The organism is Janthinobacterium sp. Ant5-2-1, assembly GCF_001445815.1.
GTDB classification, from domain to species: domain Bacteria; phylum Pseudomonadota; class Gammaproteobacteria; order Burkholderiales; family Burkholderiaceae_D; genus Janthinobacterium; species Janthinobacterium lividum_E.
On record NZ_LNCE01000006.1, the window covers coordinates 25,773 to 46,184 of the forward strand.

The 20,412-nt window shown below is 62.8% G+C and carries 21 protein-coding genes; 6 read left to right on the plus strand and 15 right to left on the minus strand.

The window, feature by feature from the left end:
* Nucleotides 1-131 precede the first annotated feature (131 nt).
* Both ASN89_RS01370 and ASN89_RS01375 read left to right on the plus strand, forming a co-directional pair.
* A complete protein-coding gene (locus ASN89_RS01370; protein ID WP_034745726.1) occupies nt 132-1,310 on the plus strand; it encodes an acyl-CoA dehydrogenase in 1,179 nt (392 codons plus the stop codon).
* Nucleotides 1,310-2,557 (plus strand): CaiB/BaiF CoA transferase family protein, encoded by a 1,248-nt coding sequence (locus ASN89_RS01375; protein WP_058048019.1) that lies wholly within the window; start codon nt 1,310-1,312, stop codon nt 2,555-2,557. Before ASN89_RS01370 ends, ASN89_RS01375 begins: the two co-directional genes overlap by 1 nt.
* 113 nt (nt 2,558-2,670) lie before the next feature.
* Here the strand turns inward: ASN89_RS01375 and ASN89_RS01380 are convergent, their stop codons facing one another.
* The 3 genes from ASN89_RS01380 to ASN89_RS01390 are packed head-to-tail and all read right to left on the minus strand — an operon-like array spanning nt 2,671 to nt 4,470.
* Complete coding sequence (locus tag ASN89_RS01380) at nt 2,671-2,997, minus strand: barstar family protein (protein ID WP_046684474.1); 327 nt, start codon at nt 2,995-2,997, stop codon at nt 2,671-2,673.
* 8 nt (nt 2,998-3,005) lie between these two features.
* Nucleotides 3,006-3,815: a 4-hydroxy-tetrahydrodipicolinate reductase gene (gene dapB / locus ASN89_RS01385; protein WP_046684475.1), complete on the minus strand. Its 810-nt coding sequence runs from the start codon at nt 3,813-3,815 to the stop codon at nt 3,006-3,008.
* Between the two features lie 19 nt (nt 3,816-3,834).
* Nucleotides 3,835-4,470 (minus strand): outer membrane protein assembly factor BamE, encoded by a 636-nt coding sequence (locus ASN89_RS01390; protein ID WP_235432943.1) that lies wholly within the window; start codon nt 4,468-4,470, stop codon nt 3,835-3,837.
* Nucleotides 4,471-4,666: 196 nt separating this feature from the next.
* Between ASN89_RS01390 and fur the strand changes: the two genes are divergently transcribed.
* Nucleotides 4,667-5,098 (plus strand): ferric iron uptake transcriptional regulator, encoded by a 432-nt coding sequence (gene fur, locus ASN89_RS01395; protein WP_034745717.1) that lies wholly within the window; start codon nt 4,667-4,669, stop codon nt 5,096-5,098.
* A 51-nt stretch (nt 5,099-5,149) separates the two neighbouring features.
* Here fur and hrcA read toward each other — a convergent pair whose 3' ends face one another.
* Together hrcA and ASN89_RS01405 are read right to left on the minus strand one after the other, a co-directional pair.
* Nucleotides 5,150-6,166, minus strand: coding sequence for a heat-inducible transcriptional repressor HrcA (hrcA, locus tag ASN89_RS01400; RefSeq protein WP_034745713.1), 1,017 nt, complete (start codon nt 6,164-6,166; stop codon nt 5,150-5,152).
* 101 nt (nt 6,167-6,267) lie between these two features.
* Nucleotides 6,268-6,993: an HAD family hydrolase gene (locus ASN89_RS01405; RefSeq protein WP_058048049.1), complete on the minus strand. Its 726-nt coding sequence runs from the start codon at nt 6,991-6,993 to the stop codon at nt 6,268-6,270.
* A gap of 244 nt (nt 6,994-7,237) precedes the next feature.
* On the opposite strand from ASN89_RS01405, the gene ASN89_RS01410 reads away from it, so the two are divergent.
* Both ASN89_RS01410 and ASN89_RS01415 read left to right on the plus strand, forming a co-directional pair.
* Nucleotides 7,238-7,837, plus strand: coding sequence for a hypothetical protein (locus ASN89_RS01410; RefSeq protein ID WP_046684477.1), 600 nt, complete (start codon nt 7,238-7,240; stop codon nt 7,835-7,837).
* A 41-nt stretch (nt 7,838-7,878) separates the two neighbouring features.
* Nucleotides 7,879-8,460, plus strand: coding sequence for a hypothetical protein (locus ASN89_RS01415; protein ID WP_046684478.1), 582 nt, complete (start codon nt 7,879-7,881; stop codon nt 8,458-8,460).
* 185 nt (nt 8,461-8,645) lie between these two features.
* Here the strand turns inward: ASN89_RS01415 and mmsB are convergent, their stop codons facing one another.
* From mmsB to ASN89_RS01440, 5 genes are read right to left on the minus strand one after another with little or no spacing between them, the layout of a single operon-like run.
* Nucleotides 8,646-9,548, minus strand: coding sequence for a 3-hydroxyisobutyrate dehydrogenase (mmsB, locus tag ASN89_RS01420; protein WP_034778800.1), 903 nt, complete (start codon nt 9,546-9,548; stop codon nt 8,646-8,648).
* Nucleotides 9,549-9,571: 23 nt separating this feature from the next.
* Nucleotides 9,572-10,714 (minus strand): enoyl-CoA hydratase/isomerase family protein, encoded by a 1,143-nt coding sequence (locus ASN89_RS01425; protein WP_082654349.1) that lies wholly within the window; start codon nt 10,712-10,714, stop codon nt 9,572-9,574.
* A complete protein-coding gene (locus tag ASN89_RS01430) occupies nt 10,707-11,492 on the minus strand; it encodes an enoyl-CoA hydratase (protein ID WP_058048020.1) in 786 nt (261 codons plus the stop codon). Before ASN89_RS01430 ends, ASN89_RS01425 begins: the two co-directional genes overlap by 8 nt.
* On the minus strand, nt 11,489-12,649 hold the full coding sequence (locus tag ASN89_RS01435) for an acyl-CoA dehydrogenase family protein (protein WP_046684481.1): 1,161 nt from the start codon (nt 12,647-12,649) through the stop codon (nt 11,489-11,491). Before ASN89_RS01435 ends, ASN89_RS01430 begins: the two co-directional genes overlap by 4 nt.
* Before the next feature lie 9 nt (nt 12,650-12,658).
* Entirely contained in the window at nt 12,659-14,167 is a 1,509-nt protein-coding gene (locus ASN89_RS01440) for a CoA-acylating methylmalonate-semialdehyde dehydrogenase (RefSeq protein ID WP_058048021.1), read from the minus strand.
* 157 nt (nt 14,168-14,324) lie between these two features.
* Between ASN89_RS01440 and ASN89_RS01445 the strand changes: the two genes are divergently transcribed.
* Complete coding sequence (locus ASN89_RS01445) at nt 14,325-15,707, plus strand: short-chain fatty acyl-CoA regulator family protein (protein ID WP_046684483.1); 1,383 nt, start codon at nt 14,325-14,327, stop codon at nt 15,705-15,707.
* Between the two features lies 1 nt (nt 15,708).
* Here ASN89_RS01445 and ASN89_RS01450 read toward each other — a convergent pair whose 3' ends face one another.
* Genes ASN89_RS01450 through ASN89_RS01470 form a run of 5 tightly spaced genes read right to left on the minus strand, consistent with a single transcriptional unit; the run spans nt 15,709 to nt 20,412 of the window.
* Complete coding sequence (locus tag ASN89_RS01450) at nt 15,709-16,764, minus strand: adenosine deaminase family protein (RefSeq protein WP_058048022.1); 1,056 nt, start codon at nt 16,762-16,764, stop codon at nt 15,709-15,711.
* A gap of 25 nt (nt 16,765-16,789) precedes the next feature.
* Nucleotides 16,790-17,734, minus strand: a complete 945-nt coding sequence (locus tag ASN89_RS01455; protein ID WP_235501822.1) for a nucleoside hydrolase — start codon at nt 17,732-17,734, stop codon at nt 16,790-16,792.
* Between the two features lie 17 nt (nt 17,735-17,751).
* Complete coding sequence (locus ASN89_RS01460) at nt 17,752-18,783, minus strand: ABC transporter ATP-binding protein (RefSeq protein WP_058048023.1); 1,032 nt, start codon at nt 18,781-18,783, stop codon at nt 17,752-17,754.
* A gap of 13 nt (nt 18,784-18,796) precedes the next feature.
* The gene (locus ASN89_RS01465; protein ID WP_058048024.1) at nt 18,797-19,576 is read right to left on the minus strand and encodes an ABC transporter permease; all 780 of its coding nucleotides are present in this window, start codon (nt 19,574-19,576) and stop codon (nt 18,797-18,799) included.
* Entirely contained in the window at nt 19,573-20,412 is an 840-nt protein-coding gene (locus ASN89_RS01470) for an ABC transporter permease (RefSeq protein WP_046684486.1), read from the minus strand. Before ASN89_RS01470 ends, ASN89_RS01465 begins: the two co-directional genes overlap by 4 nt.

Genomic DNA, 20,412 nt, shown 5'->3' on the forward strand with positions numbered 1-20,412 from the left:
GTATGCCGCAAGATATGCGCAGTACGCATGTCTGGGTGCGAAAAAATCGTTTGCGCAAGGCTAGGCAAAAACCTACCATGAGCCATATTCAATCTTGCGCCGATCACCGGCGCTCACCTGCGAGGCCTGTGATGAGCAAAACCGTATTCGACTGGAATTCCCCCCTGCTGCTGGAAGAACAACTGACGGGCGACGAACGCGCCGTGCTGGAAGCGGCCCGCGACTATTGCCAGGGCAGCCTGGTGCCACGCGTACTCGAATCGTTCCGCCATGGCCGCACGGATGCGGCCATCTTCCGCGAAATGGGCGAGCTGGGCTTGCTGGGCACCACCATTCCCGAAGAATACGGCGGCGCCGGCCTGAACTATGTCTGCTACGGCCTGGCCGCGCGCGAAGTCGAGCGCGTCGATTCGGGCTACCGTTCGATGATGAGCGTGCAATCATCGTTGGTGATGGTGCCGATCAACGCCTTCGGCAATGAAGAAACGAAACAGAAATACCTGCCGAAACTGGCGACGGGCGAATACATCGGCTGCTTCGGCCTGACGGAACCGAACCACGGTTCCGACCCTGGCAGCATGGTCACGCGCGCCCGTAAAGTGCCGGGCGGCTATAGCTTGTCGGGCGCGAAGATGTGGATCACCAACAGCCCGATTGCCGACGTGTTCGTCGTCTGGGCCAAGGACGATGAAGGCGCGATCCGCGGCTTCGTGCTGGAAAAAGGCTGGAAAGGCCTGTCGGCGCCGGAAATCCACGGCAAGGTCGGCTTGCGCACCAGCATCACCGGTGAAATCGTCATGGATGAAGTATTTTGCCCGGAAGAAAACGCCTTCCCCGACGTGCGCGGCTTGAAGGGCCCGTTCACTTGCCTGAACAGCGCCCGCTACGGCATCGCCTGGGGCGCGCTGGGCGCGGCCGAAGACTGCTACCTGAAAGCACGCCAGTACACGATGGACCGCCAGCAATTCGGCCGCCCATTGGCAGCCAACCAGCTGGTGCAAAAGAAACTGGCCGACATGTTGACGGAAATCACCATGGGCTTGCAAGGCTGCTTGCGCCTGGGCCGCATGAAGGATGAAGGTTCGCCGGCCGTGGAAATCACCTCCATCATGAAACGCAACAGCTGCGGCAAGGCGCTCGATATTGCCCGCGTGGCGCGCGACATGATGGGTGGCAACGGCATTTCCGACGAGTTCGGCGTTATCCGCCACCTGGTCAACCTGGAAGTGGTCAACACCTACGAAGGCACGCACGACGTGCACGCGCTGATCATCGGCCGCGCCATCACCGGCATCGCCGCCTTCAACTAATGGACGCCTTGGCTTCCACCCTGCGGCCCGCGCCGCTGACCGGCTTGCGCGTGCTGGACCTGTCGCGCGTGCTGGCCGGCCCGTGGGCCGGGCAAATGCTGGCCGACTTGGGCGCCGACGTCGTCAAGGTTGAACAGCCTGGCCGCGGCGACGACACGCGCTCCTGGGGCCCGCCGTATCTGAAGGATGAAGACGGCCGCGACACGGCCGAGGCCGCCTATTTCCAGTGCGCCAACCGCAACAAGCGCTCCTTGTGCATCGACCTGGCCGCGCCGGAAGGGCAAGCGCTGGTGCGCAAGCTGGCTGCCGAATCGGACGTGTTGCTGGAAAATTTCAAGCTGGACGGTTTGAAGCAATATGGCCTCGATGCGGCCAGCTTGCTGTCGCTCAATCCTCGCCTCGTCTACTGCTCCATCACGGGCTTCGGCCAGGATGGGCCGTATGCGGCGCGCGCCGGCTATGACTTCCTGATCCAGGGCATGGGCGGCTTGATGAGCATCACGGGCGTGCCCGATGGCCAGCCGGGCGCCGGACCGCAAAAAGTAGGCGTGGCGCAGACGGACATCCTGACGGGCCTGTACGCCACCATCGCCGTGCAGGCGGCGCTGGCCGAACGGGAACGCTCGGGCCTGGGCCAGCATATCGACTTGGCCTTGCTCGACGTGCAAGTGGCGGCGCTGGGCAACCAGGCCGCCAACTACCTATGCGGCGGCAAGGTGCCCCAGCGCATGGGCAATGCGCATCCGAACATTGTTCCATATCAAGACTTTCCCACGGCCGATGGCGACATGATTCTGGCCATCGGCAACGATGGCCAGTTTTCGCGCTTCTGCGCCGTCGCCGGCCACCCGGAATGGGCGCAGGATGAACGCTTCGCCACCAATCCGCAGCGCGTGACGCACCGGGCGATCCTGATTCCCTTGATGCGCCAGACCACGGTCATGCGCACGACGGCCGAGTGGATCAGCGCGTTCGAGGCGCAAGCCGTGCCCTGCGGTCCCGTCAACCGCATCGACCAGGTCTTTGCCGACCCGCAAGTGGTGGCGCGTGGCTTGAAAGTGGAGATGCCGCATCCGACGGCGGGCACGGTGGCGCTGGTGGCCAATCCCGTGCGCCTCTCAAGCTCGCCAGTGCAGTACCGCTTGCCGCCGCCATTGCTGGGGCAGCATACGCAGGAAGTGCTGCAGCAGTGGCTGGGATTGGACAGTGCGGAAATTGACGGCTTGCGCGAGCGCAAGGTGGTGTAAATGTTGGTCGTCCGGACGTAGGTCGGATTAGCGCTTGCGCGTAATCCGACTTGCACAGCCAACAATGTTGTCGGATTACGGCCCGCAGGGCCTAATCCGACCTACGATGCTATTCACTTGAGTACCAGCTTCAACGCCGGCTTTTCGCCATAATCGTCATAGCGCTCATTGATGCCGGCGATACAGAAGGTGATTTCTTCCAGTAAATCAGGCACTTGCGCCTTCATGCTTTCCGCGTCCTGCACGACGATTTCCAGCACTTCGTTCGGTTTCAAACGGAACTGCGTCATGTTTTCGTCGTCGCGCAAATAGCTGAGGCAATCGACCCAGGCATCCATGCTGTTGCCGTAGAACTCGGGGAAACCGAAGGCTTGCACGCATTGCGCGTGAAAGCTCGCTTCGTCGGTGATGTCTTTTCCATTCAGGATGGCAGTGGCCATGGTCTTCCTCAGTTCTTCAGCGACAGCACATCCTGCATGTCGAACAGGCCGGTCGGCTTGTCGGCCAGGAAACGCGCGGCGCGCAGGGCGCCGTGGGCGTAGGTGACGCGGCTGCTCGACTTGTGGCTGATCTCGATGCGCTCGCCGATGCCGGCAAACAGCACCGTATGGTCGCCGACGATATCGCCGCCGCGGATGGTGGCAAAGCCGATGGTCGACGGGTCGCGTTCGCCCGTCACGCCTTCGCGGCCGTACACGGCGCATTCCTTCAAGTCGCGGCCCAGGGCACCGGCCACCACTTCACCCATTTGCAGGGCCGTGCCCGATGGCGCATCGACCTTGAAGCGGTGATGGGCTTCGATGATCTCGATATCGTAGCCTTCGGACAGGCTTTTCGCGGCCAGTTCCAGCAGCTTCATGGTGACATTCACACCCACGCTCATGTTCGGCGCGAACATGATGGCCGTCTTTTCGGCAGCGGCGGCAATGGCTGCCTTGCCCGCGTCATCGAAACCGGTGGTGCCGATGATCATCTTGACGCCGTGCTCGGCGCAATACGCCAGGTGCTGCAAAGTGCCTTCCGGGCGCGTGAAGTCGATCAGGTAATCGGCGCCGGCCAGGCCGGCGGCCAGGTCGGACTCGATCAGCACGCCGGCAGGCTTGCCGAGGAAAGCGGCGGCATCCTGGCCGACAGACGGCGAGCCTGCGCGGTCGAGCGCGCCAGCGAGCACGGCGTCGGGAGCGTTGCTGACGGCTTCGATCAGGATATGGCCCATGCGGCCGCTGGCGCCAGCGATGGCAATTTTCAGTTCAGTCATTTTATTCTCTTACAACAGCTTATTTGGTGGGTTCGGCAGCAGGTGCAGGCTCGGCGGCAGGCGCCGTTGCGGGTGCAGGTGCAACGTCAGGCTTGCTCACAGGAATGGCAGGGGCGGCATCGGCCGGCACCGGCACGGCGCTTGGCGCCACGGGCGATGGGACGACGGCGGCAGGCACGTCGGCCTTGGCGACCTTGGCGAACGGCGACGGACCAGCGATGCGGTCAATGTATTCTTTCTCCGTCGGCAAGTTGCCGCCTTCGAAACGTTCAACCTTGCCATCCTTGCCGAAGTACACGACCACGCGGCTGCTGGTGGTTTCGCCACTGCCCCGGGCCAGGCGGAATGGATAATCCCAGCGGTCGGCATGGAAGATATCGGTCAGCAGCGAGGTCCCAAGGACGAAACGCACCTGGTCGCGCGTCATGCCCACTTTCAACTGGGCCAGCATCTCTTCCGAGACAAAGTTGCCTTGTTGAATGTCAGGACGGTAGGGCGAGAAAAACCACATGAATTTTTGCAGCGGCGTAATGGTCGTCGTTTGTGCGCCCTGTTCCGGGACTACTTCCTTGCCTTCTTTTTGAGCAGCTGCCGGCTTTTCGCCCAGGATGCCACGGCTGGCGCAGCCGGACATGGCCAGCGCGACACAGACCATGCCTGCCACGACTGGTGCTCGAAATGAAATACGGTGCCAGAGAGATGGCAATACAGCCGGTGTTACGCGCATAAATGACCTCAATTGGATGAACAAAACGCCAGGAGTGACCGGCCCGCCAAAAAAAAGCATATTTTGGCACTCCCCGACAAAACGCTATATGATAAAGCACCTGACCCACATACGAGCAACAAACATGAGTAACAATCCTAGTGATCTCAAGGCAAGCGGCCTGAAAGCCACCCTGCCACGGCTGAAGATACTCGATATCTTCCAGAGTAGCCCGGTACGCCACCTGACCGCGGAAGACGTGTATAAAATTCTGCTGGCCGATAATATGGATGTCGGCTTGGCAACTGTCTACCGCGTCCTGACCCAATTCGAACAGGCAGGCTTGCTCAACCGCAACCATTTTGAAACCGGCAAGGCGATTTTCGAACTCAACGAAGGCTCCCACCACGATCATCTGGTGTGCCTCGACTGTGGCCGGGTCGAAGAATTCTTCGACGAAGAAATCGAAATCCGCCAGCAAAAAGTGGCCGAAGAGCGCGGCTTCAAGATCGCCGAACACGCCCTGGCCATCTACGGCAACTGCACCAAGACAGCTTGCCCGCACAAAACAGCCTGACCCACGCCGGCCATTCCCGCAAGGGGCCGGCCGGCGCAGCATTGAACCGCATCAATGATGGCTGAGTGCGCTTGACAGCAACTTGGCCGTGATATCGACAATCGGGATGACGCGCTCGTAAGCCATGCGCGTCGGTCCGATCACTCCCAACGTTCCCACGATCTTGCCGTTGACTTCATACGGCGCCGTCACCACGCTCATTTCATCCATCGGCACCAGGTTCGATTCGCCGCCGATGAAAATCTGCACGCCCGTCGCCTTGCTCGACACGTCGAGCAGCTGCATCAAGCCCGTCTTTTGCTCGAACATATCGAACATCTGGCGCAGCGAATGCATGTTCGATGACAGATCGCTCACGCTGAGCAAGTTGCGCTCGCCGGAAATCACCATGTCGTCGCTATGGTCGGCCATCGCCTCGCTGCCCGCCTCCACGGCCGCCTGCATCAGGCTGCCCATGTCGTCGCGCAACTGGCGCAATTCGCCTTGCAGGCGCACACGCACGGCGTCGAAGGACAAGCCGCCATAATTCTGATTGATGTAATTGGCCGATTGCACCAGTTGCGCCGGCGTATAGTCGGCCTCCGTCAACAGCAGGCGGTTCTGCACGTCGCCGCCGGGCGCGACGATGACGAGCAGGATGCGTTTTTCGGACAGGCGCAGGAATTCGATTTGCTGGAACACGGATTCGCGGCGCGGGCTGAGCACGACGCCGGCAAACTGCGACAGCGACGACAACATCTGCGCCGCGTTGGCGATGGTTTTTTGCGGCTGCGGCGTCTGCAGGCGCATGCGCGACTCCACCAGATGCTCGTCCAGATGCCGGACGGTCAGCAAGGTGTCGACAAAGATGCGGTAGCCGCGCGGCGTGGGGATGCGTCCGGCCGAGGTATGCGGACTGGACACATAACCGAGCTCTTCCAGATCGGCCATGATGTTGCGGATCGTGGCCGGCGACAGGTCGAGGCCGGAAATTTTCGACAAGGCGCGCGAACCGACCGGCAGGCCGTCGGCGATATATCGCTCGACCAGGGCTTTCAGCAGTGTTTGGGCACGTGTATCGAGTTGCATGGTGTTCTATTTAGAAAGTATTTTGTTAAGCAAGCGGCAACGAAAGCGGCCGAACGTGCAGCAACAGCGCCTATTATGCACGTTCGCCCGTCCCGCGGCGATCAATCTTCCAGTTGCCCCTGCAGCCACAGCAGCAATTCATCAAAGTTGGCGCAGATGGCGTCGGGCTGCACGCCGGCGGCCAGGTGGGCGTCGCTGCCCTTGCGGTTCATCCACACGGCACGCATGCCCGCCCCTTGCGCCCCCGTCACATCGAAATACAGGTCATCGCCGACATACACGGCCTCGTGGGGCGCCACGCCCAGCGCGGCGCAACCGGCCAGGAAGATGCTGGCGTCGGGCTTGGCCACGCCAAAGTCGCTGGCGGCGATCGACACTTTAAAATGCTGCGCCAGGCCGATAATTTCAAGGTCCGCATTGCCATTCGAGATGGAGCCGACCAGCATGCGCTGGCCCATCCAGGCCAGGCCCGGCAAGACATCGTCATACGGCTGGACGCGATGACGGGCAGCCAGGAACTGCGCGATGGCACCGTCTACGAGGGCGGGATCCTCGCCGGCAGCTTCGAAAGCGGTCAGCAGGCCAGCGCGGCGCAACTCGATCAGGTTGCCATGGAAACGCGGTTGATCATTGAGCATGGCCAGGCGGTGCTGGCGCAGCACCTCGATGGAAAACTGCTGCGCCACCTTGGGCGCATGCGTGGCCAGCCAGTCGTGCAGCAAGGTTTCGGCGACGGCAATCACGGGCGCGATGGGCCACAGGGTATCGTCGAGATCGAACAGGATGGCCTTGGGCGGCACGGCGGGTTTTACAGGGGCAAGGGACATGGGATTCACGGTAGATGCCGCGCCACAGTGCGCAGCCTGCATCTATTGTCGCATTGATCGCCGCCGCCGGCATGGCTGCGCCCCCGTGAAATGGGGCCGGGCCAGCGCTTCCCGGCGAAAAATTGTTACAGGGTGATACAAGGCAAGATCATTCAGCTTGCCAGATAGACTAAAATAGGCGCCATTCCAATGCGGCGCCAGCGTCCGCGTTGCGCTACCCAACCTAATTCGTTTTGGAGAATGTATGAAAAATTTGTACCTGCGCTCGATGCTGGCGGCGGCTTGCGCCGTCACATTGGCAGCCTGCGGCGGCAGCGGCGGCAACCTGTATCTGAGTGGCCAAGTGTCCAATCTGGCAAAAGATGGCCTGATTCTCCTGAATGATGGCGAACGCTTGCCGGTCTCCGCAGGCCAGACCTCCTTTGTTTTCACCAAGCTGGTCAATACCGATGACCGCTACGACATCAGCATCGCGCAGCAGCCAAAAGGCGCCGTTTGCAAGATTACCAATGGCGCAGGCAAGGCATCGAGCTATTCCGTGACCACGGCTTTCGTCAGCTGCGAAACCAATACCTACCCGCTGAGCGGCACGATCACGGGCCTGACCGCGGACGGTTTGACCCTGGCCATTGGCAGCACCACCACCAGCCCGCTGAAAGGCAGCACGAGCTATACGTTCCCGAATGTCAATGACGGCATTGCCTACAATATTTCCATCGCGACGTATCCAACGGGCCAGACGTGCAAGTTCGTAGGCTCTGCCAGCGCCAACGGCCGCGATGTCGTCGGCACCATGGGTTCAGCCGCCACGACTGGCGCCGCACTGAACTGCACGGCGCTGTAAGCCACGCGATTCGTCACCACTATATTGGATTGGAGAAATACATGAAGTTATCCTGCCTGCGCCCACTCGCCGCGCTGCTGTTGACCCTGGGACTGGCTGCTTGCGGCGGCAAGGCCTCGTATGATGTCAGTGGCACCATCAGCAATTTGAACACCGACGGCCTGGTCCTGGCCAACGGCGGCGTCAATCTCCCGATTAAATCGGGCCAGACCTCGTTTACCTTTGCCAAGCGCATCGACTATGGCACCGACTACAACATCACCGTGCAGAGCCAGCCAGCCCACATGACTTGCGCCGTCAGCGGCGGCACCGGTTCGGCCGGTCACTACCTGAGCATCCAGGCAGCGGTCTCATGCACGCAAAATAGTTATACGGTAGGCGGCACGGTGACTGGCCTGACAGCCGACGGCCTGATCCTGATCTACGGCAATGCGCAAACCGCCGTGGCCAAGGACAGCACGACCTTCACCATGGGAACGCGTGTCCCCTATGGCGACACTTATGGCATCAGCGTATTTGCCCAGCCAACTGGCTTGAAATGCAACGTGGTAGGAGACACCGGCGTCGGCGTCATGGGCGAAGCGAACGTCACCACCGTGCAGATCGCCTGCACTCCGGGCTAACGCTGTAGCGCTGGCAGCCGCCACGCGGCTGCCAGGAAGAGATATCACAGAAATCTATAGTTGATATTCTAAAGATAAATTGGAGTTATATGTGGCGATGCAGCATAATGCATCTGTCTCCTCCAACTCTTCCAAGAATTGGATTTAGCCCGCTTTTACCAGCGGGCTTTTTTTTGCCCAGTTCCTCAGGCGGGTTTATTCAAGCCGGGCTGCAGCATCTGCACGATGCTGGAGAAATCCTGCTGCGCATACCCCGCTTGCGCATGCATCTGGTACAACTGGCGCACCAAGCCTCCCAAGGGCGTGGGCGCGTTCGCCGACAGGGCCGACTGCTGCGCCAAACCCAGGTCTTTCAGCATCAGCGCCGTGCCGAAGCCGCCCGTGTAATTGCGCGAAGCGGGCGTACCGTCCATGACGCCGGGCCACGGGTTGTACACTTCCAGGGTCCAGTTGCGGCCCGAACTCTTGGCCATGATGTCGGACAGGACTTTCGGATCGAGGCCATGCGCCACGCCCAGGTTCAAGGCCTCGGCCGTGCCCGCCATCAAGATACCCAGCAGCATGTTGTTGCAAATCTTCGCCACCTGGCCCGCACCCGCCTCGCCCGCATGGAAAATGTTCTTGCCCATCTTTTCCAGCAGAGGACGCGCCTGCTGCAAGGCCGCTTCGCTGCCGCCAACGATGAAAGTCAGGGTGCCGGCTGCCGCGCCCGCCGTTCCGCCCGAGACGGGCGCATCGATCATGGCAAAGCCGCGCTCGCTGGCCGCCTGCGCCACTTGCCGCGCCACATCGGCGGCGATGGTGCTGCAATCGATGAACAGGGCACCGGGCTTGGCCGAGTCGAGCACGCCGCCGGCCGCCAAGTACAGTTCCTGCACGTGCTTGTTGGCTGGCAGCATCGTGATGACGGCGTCGGCCGTCTGCACGGCCGCGCTGGCGGAAGCAGCCGCCGTGGCGCCCGCCTCGACCAGCGACGCCACGGCCGCTGGCGCCAGGTCGAACACTGACACGTGGAAGCCGGCGGCCACCAGATTGCGGGCCATCGGCGCGCCCATGTTGCCCAGGCCGATGAAAGCGATATGTTGCATGGTAAAAATCTCCTGTTGTTCTTTTAATGCAGGTCGCGCAAAGGATGGCTATCCCATGGCGCCGCGAAATATTCATTCAGATACGCATCGCTGACGTCGACCAGGCTGGCTGGCTGCCACTGCGGCGCGTTGTCCTTGTCGATCAGCAAGGCGCGTACGCCTTCGCTGAAGTCCGCGTGGGCGCAGCATTGCACGGCAACGATCAGTTCCAGCTGGAACACTTGGGCCAAACTCATGTGCCGCGTGCGGTCGCGCATGGCCCAGACCAGCGCGGCCGAAGTGGGCGCGCCCTTGTCCAGCGAGTGGGCCGCCTTTTGCAGCCACGCCGAATCGCCGTCGTACGCGGCAATGGCGGCCACCACTTCGGGCAAGGTGGGCGCTTGCGTCAGCGCGGTGATGGCGTCGAAGTTGGCGCGCACTTCAGAGACGGGCAGCACGGAGGCCGGCGCCGAGAAACCGCGCAGCAAGCGGTCCAGCTGCTCGCTGTTCGCCTGCGGGCTGGCTTGCCATTGCGCCAGCGCCAGCGCGTCGAGCACCATGGCGCGCTCTTCCTGGCGCAGGAAATAGTCGCCCAGGCCCGCGAACAGGGCGTCGGCTGCGTTCATCGGCGCGCCCGTCAAACCCAGGAACAGGCCGCTGCGCCCCGGCATGCGGCCCAGGAACCAGCTGCCGCCCACGTCAGGGAACAGGCCGATGGTGATTTCCGGCATGGCGATGCGCGTGCTTTCCGTCACGATCCGGTGGCTGGCACCGGCCATCAGGCCCAGGCCGCCGCCCATGACGATGCCGCCGCCCCACACCAGCAGCGGCTTTGCATACGTATGGATGCGGTGGTCGAGCCGGTATTCCTCGGCAAAGAAGGCCAGCGCCTGCGGATTGGGCACGACACCTGGCTGCTCGGCAACGGCCGAGCGCAGGCTGCGCACGTCGCCGCCCGCGCAAAAGGCCTTGTCGGTCGACGATTGCAGCACCACGCAGGCGATGGCAGCGTCGCTGGACCAGCGCACGAGGGCGCCATCGATGGCACGTATCATGTCCAGGGTCAGCGCATGCAGGGATTTCGGCGCATCGAGCGTGATGACGCCCAGCTTCATGCCGCCAGGACAGTCGCGCTCTTCCAGTTTCACTGTTTCAAGCAAGGTTTCAGCCACAGTAGTTTCAGCCATTCTTCCACTCCGCCGGACGTTTTTCCAGGAACGCTTGCACGCCCTCTTTCTGGTCTTGCGTATCGAACAGGCCCAGGAACAGGGTGCGTTCATCGGGCAAGGAATTGACGAGTGGATGACTGCGCGCGCCCTGGATCAGGGTCTTGCACGCCGTCACGCTGCTGGGGCTCTGGCGCGCCACCTTGGCGGCCAGGGCCAGCGCCGTGGCGGCAGCCTTGCCGGTTGGCACGACCTCCTCGACGAGGCCGATGGCCAGGGCCTTGGCCGCATCGACCCGCTCGCCGCATAAAATCATGCGCTTGGCCCAGCCTTCGCCCACCAGCCACGGCAAGTGCTGCGTGCCGCCCGCGCACGGCAGCAAACCGACGGACGCTTCCGGCAAGGCCATCTGCGCATGTTCTTCCGCGATGCGTATGTCGCAGGCCAGCGCGCACTCAAGTCCGCCGCCCATGGCATAGCCATTGATGGCGGCGATGCTGACGCCGCGAAACGCGGACAGCGCCTCGAACGCCTCGCCAAACGCGGCGGCCATGCCGAAAGCCGTGTCCTTGTTGCCGTCGGCGAACACGTTCAGGTCGGCGCCGGCCGAGAAGAACTTGGCGCCGCCGCCCGTGATCACGAGCGCATACACGTCGGGATCCGCGTTCAGGTCGGCCACCAGCTGCGTCAGCCCGTTCAGGCTGGCCAGGGTCCACGTGTGGGCGGGCGGGTTGTCGAGGGTCACCAGGGCCGTATGGCCACGGCGTTCCAGCAGTAAATTTGTATACACTTTGCTCATCGTAAGGTCTCCGTGGCGCCGTCTTTCAGAATCGCTCGCGCGACGATCAGGCGCATGATTTCATTCGTCCCTTCCAGGATTTGATGCACCCGCGTGTCGCGCACATGGCGCTCGAGCGGATACTCGCGGATGTAGCCGTAGCCGCCATGCAATTGCAGCGCATCGTTGGCCACGTTAAAACCAACATCCGTGGCGAAACGTTTTGCCATCGCGCAATACGCCGTGGCGTCCGGGCTTTCCTGGTCCAGTTTCCAGGCAGCCAGGCGCACCATCTGGCGCGCCGCCACCAGTTCCGTCAGCATGTCGGCCAGCTTGAATTGCAGGGCCTGGAATTGCGCCAACTCGCGGCCAAACTGCGTGCGCTCCTTCATGTACGCTTGCGCGCGCGTCAAGGCAGCCTGCGCCGTGCCCACCGAGCACACGGCGATATTGATGCGCCCGCCATCGATGCCCTTCATGGCAATGGTAAAGCCTTCACCTTCCGCGCCCAGCAAGTTACCGACAGGAACTTTCACCTGGTCGAAACTGATGATGCGCGTAGGCTGGCTGTTCCAGCCCATCTTTTCTTCCTTCTTGCCATACACGATGCCGGGCAAGTTGGCCGGCACGGCAAAGGCGGAAATACCGGCCGCGCCCTCGCCGCCGGTTCTCGCCATGACGATCAGCATGTCCGTCTGGCCCGCGCCCGAAATGAAGGCCTTGGTTCCATCCAGCACATAAAAGTCGCCATCCCTGACGGCCTTGGTGCGCAAGGACGCCGCGTCGGAACCCGATTGCGGTTCCGTCAGGCAATAGCTGGCCAGCTTCTGGCCTGCGGCCAAGGCCGGCACCCATTCGTCGCACAGGGCTTCCGATCCCCAGCGCGACAGCATCCAGGTGGCCATATTGTGGATGGTGATGTAAGCCGTGGTCGAGGTGCAACCACCGGCCAGCTCCTCGAAGACGATGGCCGCGTCCTGGCGGCTGAGGCCCAGGCCGCCCCAGCGCTGCGGCGTGTACAGGCCGCAAAAGCCCATCTCGCCCGCCTTGGCGATGGTTTCCACGGGGAAGATCGATTCCGCGTCCCAATGGGCTGCGTGCGGCGCCAGTTCGCCTTCGGCAAACGCGCGCGCCGCCTGCTGGAACTCGCGCTGCTCGTCGCTCAGTTCAAAGTCCATGCCAGCTCCTTATTTGAGGCTGATGGTGGTGTTGACCTTGCCCACCGAGGCCGCGTCCGTGAACCAGCGCTGGGTAATCGTTTGCGTCTGCGTGTAGAACAGCACGACTTGCTTGCCGAACGGACCCAGGTCGCCCAGTTTCGAACCGCGCGAACCCGTAAAGCTGAACAGGGGAACGGGCACGGGAATGGGCACGTTGATGCCGACCTGGCCCACGTCGATTTCTTCCTGGAAGTAGCGAGCGGCAGCGCCGCTTTGCGTGAACAGCGCCGTGCCGTTGCCGTTCGGATTCGCGTTGACCAGGGCAATCGCTTCGTCGAGCGTGTCGACTTCGACGACGATCAGCACGGGGCCAAAGATTTCCTGGTCATACACGACCATGCCGGGCTTCACGCCGGAGAGAATCGTCGGTCCCACGAAGTTGCCGTTCGGATAGCCATCGACCTTGACGTCGCGGCCATCGAGGGTCAGCACGGCGCCCTGCTCGATGCCCTTGGCGACCAGGCTGTGCACGCGCTCTTTTGCGGCGCAGGAAATGACGGGGCCCAGGTCCGGATTGTCCTTGCCGGCACCGACGCTCAAGCCTTGCGCCTTGACGGCCAATTCCGGCAGCCATTCGCGCGCTTCGCCCACCAGCACGGCGACCGAGGCGGCCATGCAACGCTGGCCGGCCGCGCCGAAACCCGCACCCAGCAACTGGTTCAAGGTCTGTTCTTTATTTGCATCCGGCAAGACGACGGCGTGGTTCTTGGCGCCCATCATGCATTGCGCGCGCTTGCCGTTCAGGCTGGCGCGCTGGTACACATGCGTACCCACCTTGCTCGAGCCCACGAACGAAATCGCCTTGATGTCCGGGTGGTCACACAGGGCGTTGACCACGTCTTCGCCGCCGTGAATGACGTTCAGCACGCCAGCCGGGATGCCCGCCTGCAAGGCCAGGCGCACGAGTTTTTCCGTCACGAGCGGATCTTGTTCCGATGGTTTCAAGACAAACGTATTGCCGCAGGCAATCGCCATCGGGAACATCCACAGGGGAATCATGGCGGGGAAATTGAACGGAGTAATGCCGGCGCACACGCCCAGCGGCTGCATCACGCTGTAGGTATCGACGCCGCCGGCCACGTTTTGCGCATATTCGCCCATTTGCAGCGTGCCGATATTGGCCGCATGCTCCACCACTTCCAGGCCGCGGAAGACGTCGCCTTCCGCGTCGAGCAGGGTCTTGCCCTGTTCCATCGTCAAGGTGGCGGCCAGGTCGGCCATGTTTTCGCGGATCAACTGCTGCAATTTGAGGAAAATGCGGGCACGCGCGCCGATCGGCGTCTTGCGCCAGGTTTTGAAGGCGCGCTGGGCCGAGGCGATGGCCGCATTGACTTCATCCGGCGTGGCGAACGGTACCTTGGCCAGGACTTCCTGCGTGGCAGGGTTGACGACGTCGCGCCAGATGGTGGTTTGGGATTCAACCCACTCGCCGTTGATCAAGAGGGGAACGGTCGGAATTGTTGTTTGCGTGGTCACTCGGTGTCTCCTTGTGTGGGTATAAGTCTCTTTGCATTATTCGCACAATCGCCGCCGCGAACAAGGCGTGAAAATGCGAGATAATGCAAAGCTGAATCTGTTAATCTGCAAATATTGTAAATTTGCAGATTCCACAAACCGGGGAAGAGGAAACGCGATGGCAAAGGTTTTCATGGGCGTGCGCCTGCAGCGGCTGCGCGAGGAACGGCGCATGACGCAGGTGGCGCTGGCCAAGTCCCTGGGCATTTCGCCCAGCTACCTGAACCAGATGGAGCGCAATCAGCGCCCGCTGACCGTGCCGATTTTGCTGCGCATCGGCACGGTGCTGGGGGTCGATCCGCAAATCTTTTCCGAACACGACAGCGCCAGCCTCGTGGCCGACGTGCGCGACGTGTTCGGCGAATTGCCCGACGCGCCGCCCACCTCGATGGCGGAATTGAAAATGCTGGTGGAAAACATGCCGGAACTGGCCCGCTCGATCTTGCTGCTGCAGCGGCGCTACCGGGTGATGGCGGAACGGGCGGATACCCTGGCCGCGCGCCTCGACGATGGCAGCCGCGGCGCCAGCTCGGCGGCCCCGTCCACGGACGAGGAAGTGCGCGAATACCTGAACCGGCGGCAAAACTATATCGACGAACTGGACCGGGCGGCGGAACTGGTGGCGGGCGAACTCGATCCCGCCCTGCGCACGCTCGACGCGCTGCAAGGACGGCTGCTGGAACGCCACGGCATCGAAGTGCGCCTGTCCGATGGCGACGCGGGCATGGTGCGCAAGCACCGCTACGACGCCCAGCAACAGATATTGTGGCTACCCGACACCCTGACGGGCGGCCAGCGCGCCTTCCAGATGGCGGCGCAAATCAGCCTGCTCGAGCACAGCGAGTTAATCGACGCTCTCGTGCTGGCGGCAGGATTGTCCGGCGCGGCCGCGCAAACGGGCGCGCGCCTGGCATTTTCCAATTATTTTGCGGGCGCCCTGCTGATGCCCTACCAGCGCTTCCTGCAGGCGGCGGAAACGCGCGCCTACGATATCGAGCGCCTGGCGCACCAGTTCGGCGTGGGCTTCGAAGCCGTGTGCCACCGCCTGAGCACCATGCAGCGCCCCGATGCGGCCGGTTTGCCGTTTTTCTTCGTGCGCGTGGACCGCGCAGGCAATGTCTCGAAGCGCCAGTCGGCCACGGACTTTCATTTCTCAAGAGTGGGTGGCACCTGCCCGCTGTGGATCGTCTACGACGCCTTCAGCCATCCGGGACAGGTGCTCACGCAAGTGGCCAGCATGCCGGACGGCTGCACCTATCTGTGGATCGCGCGCCAGGTCAGCACGGCGTCGCCGGGCTTTCGCGCGCCGGGCAAGACCTTTGCCGTGGCGCTGGGCTGCGACATCTCGCAGGCGCACCGGCTAATCTACTCGAAGGGACTCGATCTGCACGACCCGAGCAGCGCCACACCCATCGGAACAGGCTGCAAGGTGTGCGAGCGCCAAAGCTGCCCGCAGCGGGCGTTTCCATCGCTGCTGGCACCGCCACCAGCATCAGCCTGATTTATTCGGCGACCCGGGCGCGCAGCGCATCGAATTCGCGCGTAAATTCCACGCGCCAGTCGCGCCGCGTGCTCTCGTCGATCCAGGCCGCGTCGAGGCCATTCAACATGAAGCCGCGCATGTCATCGAGGTCGAAGCCGAATTCGCGCATCAGCATCCAGGCGCCCGTCGGCGTCACGTGGTGCAGGGTCGGATCGTCCGTGTTCGGATGCAGTTTCAGGCCCAGCTTGGCCATGGCGCGGATCGGGTGATCGAGCGCCCAGCGCTCGGGCGCCAGGGTGCGCAAGTAATACGAATTGGTGGGCACCACGGTGAAGACAAGTCCTCGCTCCACGCAGCGCTGCGCCAGTTCCGGATTGTCGACGATCGTATAGCCATGGTCGATCCGATCCACCTTCAATTCGTCTATCGCCGTCTCCACGTTCATCCACGGCATGCCGAATTCGCCCGCATGCGCCGTGCATTTGAAACCGGCGGCGCGCGCGGCGCGGTAGGCTTCGATGAACAGTTCCGGCGGGCGATCGTTTTCGCGGTAGTCGATGCCGATGCCGATGACTTCCGGCGCGCGATAGGCCTTCATCCATTCCACCATCTGCACGGCTTCGGCGGGAGCCGCTTCACGGTCGATGCTGGGGATCAAGCGGCCTATCACGCCAAAGTCGCGCTGCGCGTCGCGGATGGCGGCCACGATGGCGTCTTGCGCCGACTCGTAGCGGATGCCCGACACGCGCACCGTGCCCGTCGGGTTCCAGAAGAACTCCGCATAGCTCACGCCATGGCCATGCGCGTCTTCCAGGTATTCATACGCCAGGCAATACAGGTCCGTCGGCGAGACGATCAGGTGCGCATCGAGCGCGCGCAGCACGCGCAGCACGCCGACGGGCTTGTCGCCGCGCGTGTAGAAAGAGTCGATTTCCTCGGGGGTGACGGCATTGCCCGTCTTGGCGGCCAGCGCGCGGAAGGTTGCCTGGCGCACCGTGCCGAACAAATGGCAATGCAGCTCCACTTTCGGCATGGCGCGTAAAAACTGTTCGATGCTCAGGGGGGAATTAGACATGAAGCTCGTTTCGTAAGGGAGTGGATCAGGCGAGAATGCCGGCCAGGCGCTGCATCAGCAACGCGATGGCGGCCGGGCCATCGGCCAGCATCGCCACCTGCGTGTTGATGGGTGCGCGGCGCGGCACGCGGAACTCGCACACCGTCATGCCGCGCGTCAGTTCGCCCGTCAATTCGATGGCCACGTGGGCGCTCTGGAACTGGAACAGCTGCGGCGCTTCCAGGTACAGGGCCACCACGGGGTCGTACATGGGCATGGGCACGGAACCGTCGGCGCTGCGGATACGCACGTACGCTTCCAGGTAGCCGGCCAGACGCTGCGCGCGCGGCGTGCCGATGGCGCGCAGCTGCCGCACTTCCCCATTCGTCACCAGCAGCTGGCGGCACAGGTTCAAGCCGAACATGCGCAGCGGGATACCGGCCTGGAACACCTGGGCGGCCGCTTCCGGGTCCGCATAGATATTGAATTCGGCCGCCGCCGTGTGGTTGCCCTGGTCGGTGGAACCGCCCATCAAAATGATTTCGACGATTTTCTCGGCGATGTCAGGCGCGCGGCTCAAGGCGGTTGCCAGGTTCGTCATGGGCGCAATCGCCATGATGGTGATCTGGCCAGGATACTTGCGCACCGCGGCGATCAGCGCATCGACGGCGTGGCCGGCAGCGTCCGTGGCCGCGCCGGGCGGCAGGATCTCGCCTGTCGTCGGCATGCCGCTGTCGCCGAGGATGCGCTGCGCCGTTTCAATGACGCCCGCCAGCGGCTCTTCGCAGCCGCGGTAAATCGGCACCGTCAAGCCATCATGGGCCTTGATGCGCAAGGCGTTGTCATAGGTGATGGCGACGGGCGCATTGCCCGCCACCACGCTCACGCCCAGCCACTCGATGTCCGGATTGCTGCCCAAGAGCAGCATCGTCAGCCAGTCATCGAAACCGGGATCGGTATCGAGCCAGATCTTTTTCAAGGGTTTGTCCATGATGATTCCAAACGAGGTTACGCAGCCAAACACAGGGCGCTGTCGGCAGGCAGCACGAACGAGACGGCCGTGCCTTCGCGCCAGGCGGCGCCACCGGCCGCGCAGATGCCCTTGACCTGGCCCAGCGGTGTTTGCAGCAGATATTCGACGGTGTCGCCGAGGAAGCCGCGCGCCAGCACGGTGCCGGGGTAGTTACCTGCCGCGTCGTCGGCGGCGCAGACGCGCACCTTGTCCGGACGCCAGCCCAGCACCGTGGTGCCGGCAGCGACGGGAGACGTGTACGGCAGGCTGGCGCCCGCGTGGTGCAGCGCGCCGTCGCGGTAGTCGAACAGGTTTTCAAAGCCCATGAAGTTGGCAACGAAACGCGTCGACGGCGTATTGAAGACGGCTTCCGGCGCGGCCAGCTGCTCGATGCGCCCGCCATTCATGACGACGATGCGGTCGGACAGGGCCAGCGCCTCTTCCTGGTCATGCGTCACGTACAGCATGGTGATGCCCAGTTCGCGCTGGATGCGGCGCAGTTCGGCGCGCATCTGCACGCGCAGCTTGGCGTCCAGGTTCGACAGCGGCTCGTCCAGCAGCAGCAGGGCCGGCTCGACGACGATGGCGCGCGCCAGCGCCACGCGCTGCTGCTGGCCGCCGGACATCTGCGCCGGCAAGCGGGTTTCAAAACCCGTCAGTCCCACGGCGGCGATCACGGCTTCCACTTTGGTTTTCAGCAGGGCCGGCGCCACCTTGCGCAGGCGCAGGCCAAAGGCGATGTTGTCGTACACGTTCAAGTGCGGGAACAGCGCATACGATTGGAACACCATGCCGATATTGCGCTTGTTCGGCGCCAGCTTGCCGATCTCGCGGCCGTCGAGCACGATACGGCCCGACTGCAGCGGCATCAGGCCGGCGATGGCGCGCATGGTGGTCGTTTTGCCGCAGCCGCTGGGGCCCAGCAGGGAAATCAGTTCGCCCTGCTCGACGTGCAGGTCCAGGTCTTTCACGGACGTCGTGTTCTTGGCGTAGCCGAGGTTCAGCTTGTGCAGTTCCAGATAACTCATGGTGTGTTGCCTCTTACATGTATTTAGAAATGCCCAGCACCTTCTCGGTCACCATCACGAAGGCCATGGTGAACAAGACCAGCAAGGTCGACAGGGCAGCGATCGACGGGTCGAAGCTGTTTTCCATGTGGCCCAGCATCTCGATCGGCAAGGTGCTGATGCCGGGGCCCGTCAGGAACAGCGAGACGGGCACCTGGTTGAACGAGGTGACGAAGGCGAGGAAGAAGGCGGCGATCACGGCGTTGCGGATATTCGGCAGCACGATCATGAAAAACGCCCGCAGGCGCGACGCGCCCAGGGTGATGGCGGCATCTTCGATATCCACGCGCAGGTTGACCAGGCTGGCGTACACGACGCGCACCGAATACGGAATCAACAGCGCGATATGGCCGATCAACAGGCCCATATACACGGGCGCATTGATGGTCAGGACCAGGTGGTGCAGCAAGCCCAGGCCGACCAGGATGGCGGGAATGATCAGCGGCGACGTCAGGATTTGCCGGATGGCGCCGATGCCCGGTGGTGGCATGCGCGAAAACGCATACGCGACGGGGATGCCCAGCAGCAGCGCGATGACGGTAGCGATCAGGCCGATTTCCAGGCTGGTCTGGAAGGCGCGACGGAACTCGGGCGCCGACCATACTTCGATGATCCAACGCAGCGAGTACGACTCGGGCGGGAAGGCCAGGGTTTCGCCGCCGGAAAAGCCCGCCAGTACGACGATGGCGAAAGGCCCCAGCAGGAACAGGAACACCAGCCATAAAACGGCACGTGAAAACAAGCTTTCTTTCATACGGAACTCCGGCTCGAGGAAATACGTTTAAGGCCGGCGTTGACCAGCAGGGTCATGCAGACGAGGATGACGGCGATGACATTCGCGGCGCCGAAATCGCTCTCCACGCTGACCTTCTGGTACAGCAGCGTTTCCAGCATCAGCACCTTGGTGCCGCCCAGGAGGGCCGGCGTCACGTAAGCCGTCACGCAGCCCGTAAAGACGAGCGTGCCGCCGACGACCAGGCCTTCCTGCGTTAGCGGCAGGGTGACCTTGCAAAACACTTGCCAAGGATTGGCGCCCAGGGTGGCGGCAGCCGGTTCCACGTCGCGCGGCAGGTTTTCCAGCGCGCCCGCCAAGGACATCAGCATCAATGGCAGCAGCAGTTGCAGCAGGCCGACAAAGACGGCAAATTCACTGAACAGCAAGCGCAGCGGCTCTTCCGTGAAGCCCATGTTGACGAGCGCCGCGTTGAGGGCGCCGTTACGGCCCAGCAGCACGATCCAGGCGTAGGTGCGCGCGATCGGCGAGACCATCAGCGGCAGGATCATCATGCCCACCACCAGGCCGCGCCATTTCGGCGACACGCGCGCCACGGCTTGCGCGGCTGGGTAGCCGAGGATGATGGACGCCAGGGTCACCAGCGCGGCGATGCGCAAGGTGCGCCAGAAGATGGTGCGGTTGAATTCCTGCGAGAAGAAGTCGACGAAGCGGTCCACGCCCCACTGCATGCCGTCGCCGACGCGGAAGGCGTCGACCAGCAAGGCCAGCACGGGCAGCAGGAAGCAGACGACGATAAAGATCAGCGCCGGCAGGACCAGCAACAGTCCCAGACGCTTTTTTGGATCAGCAAACAT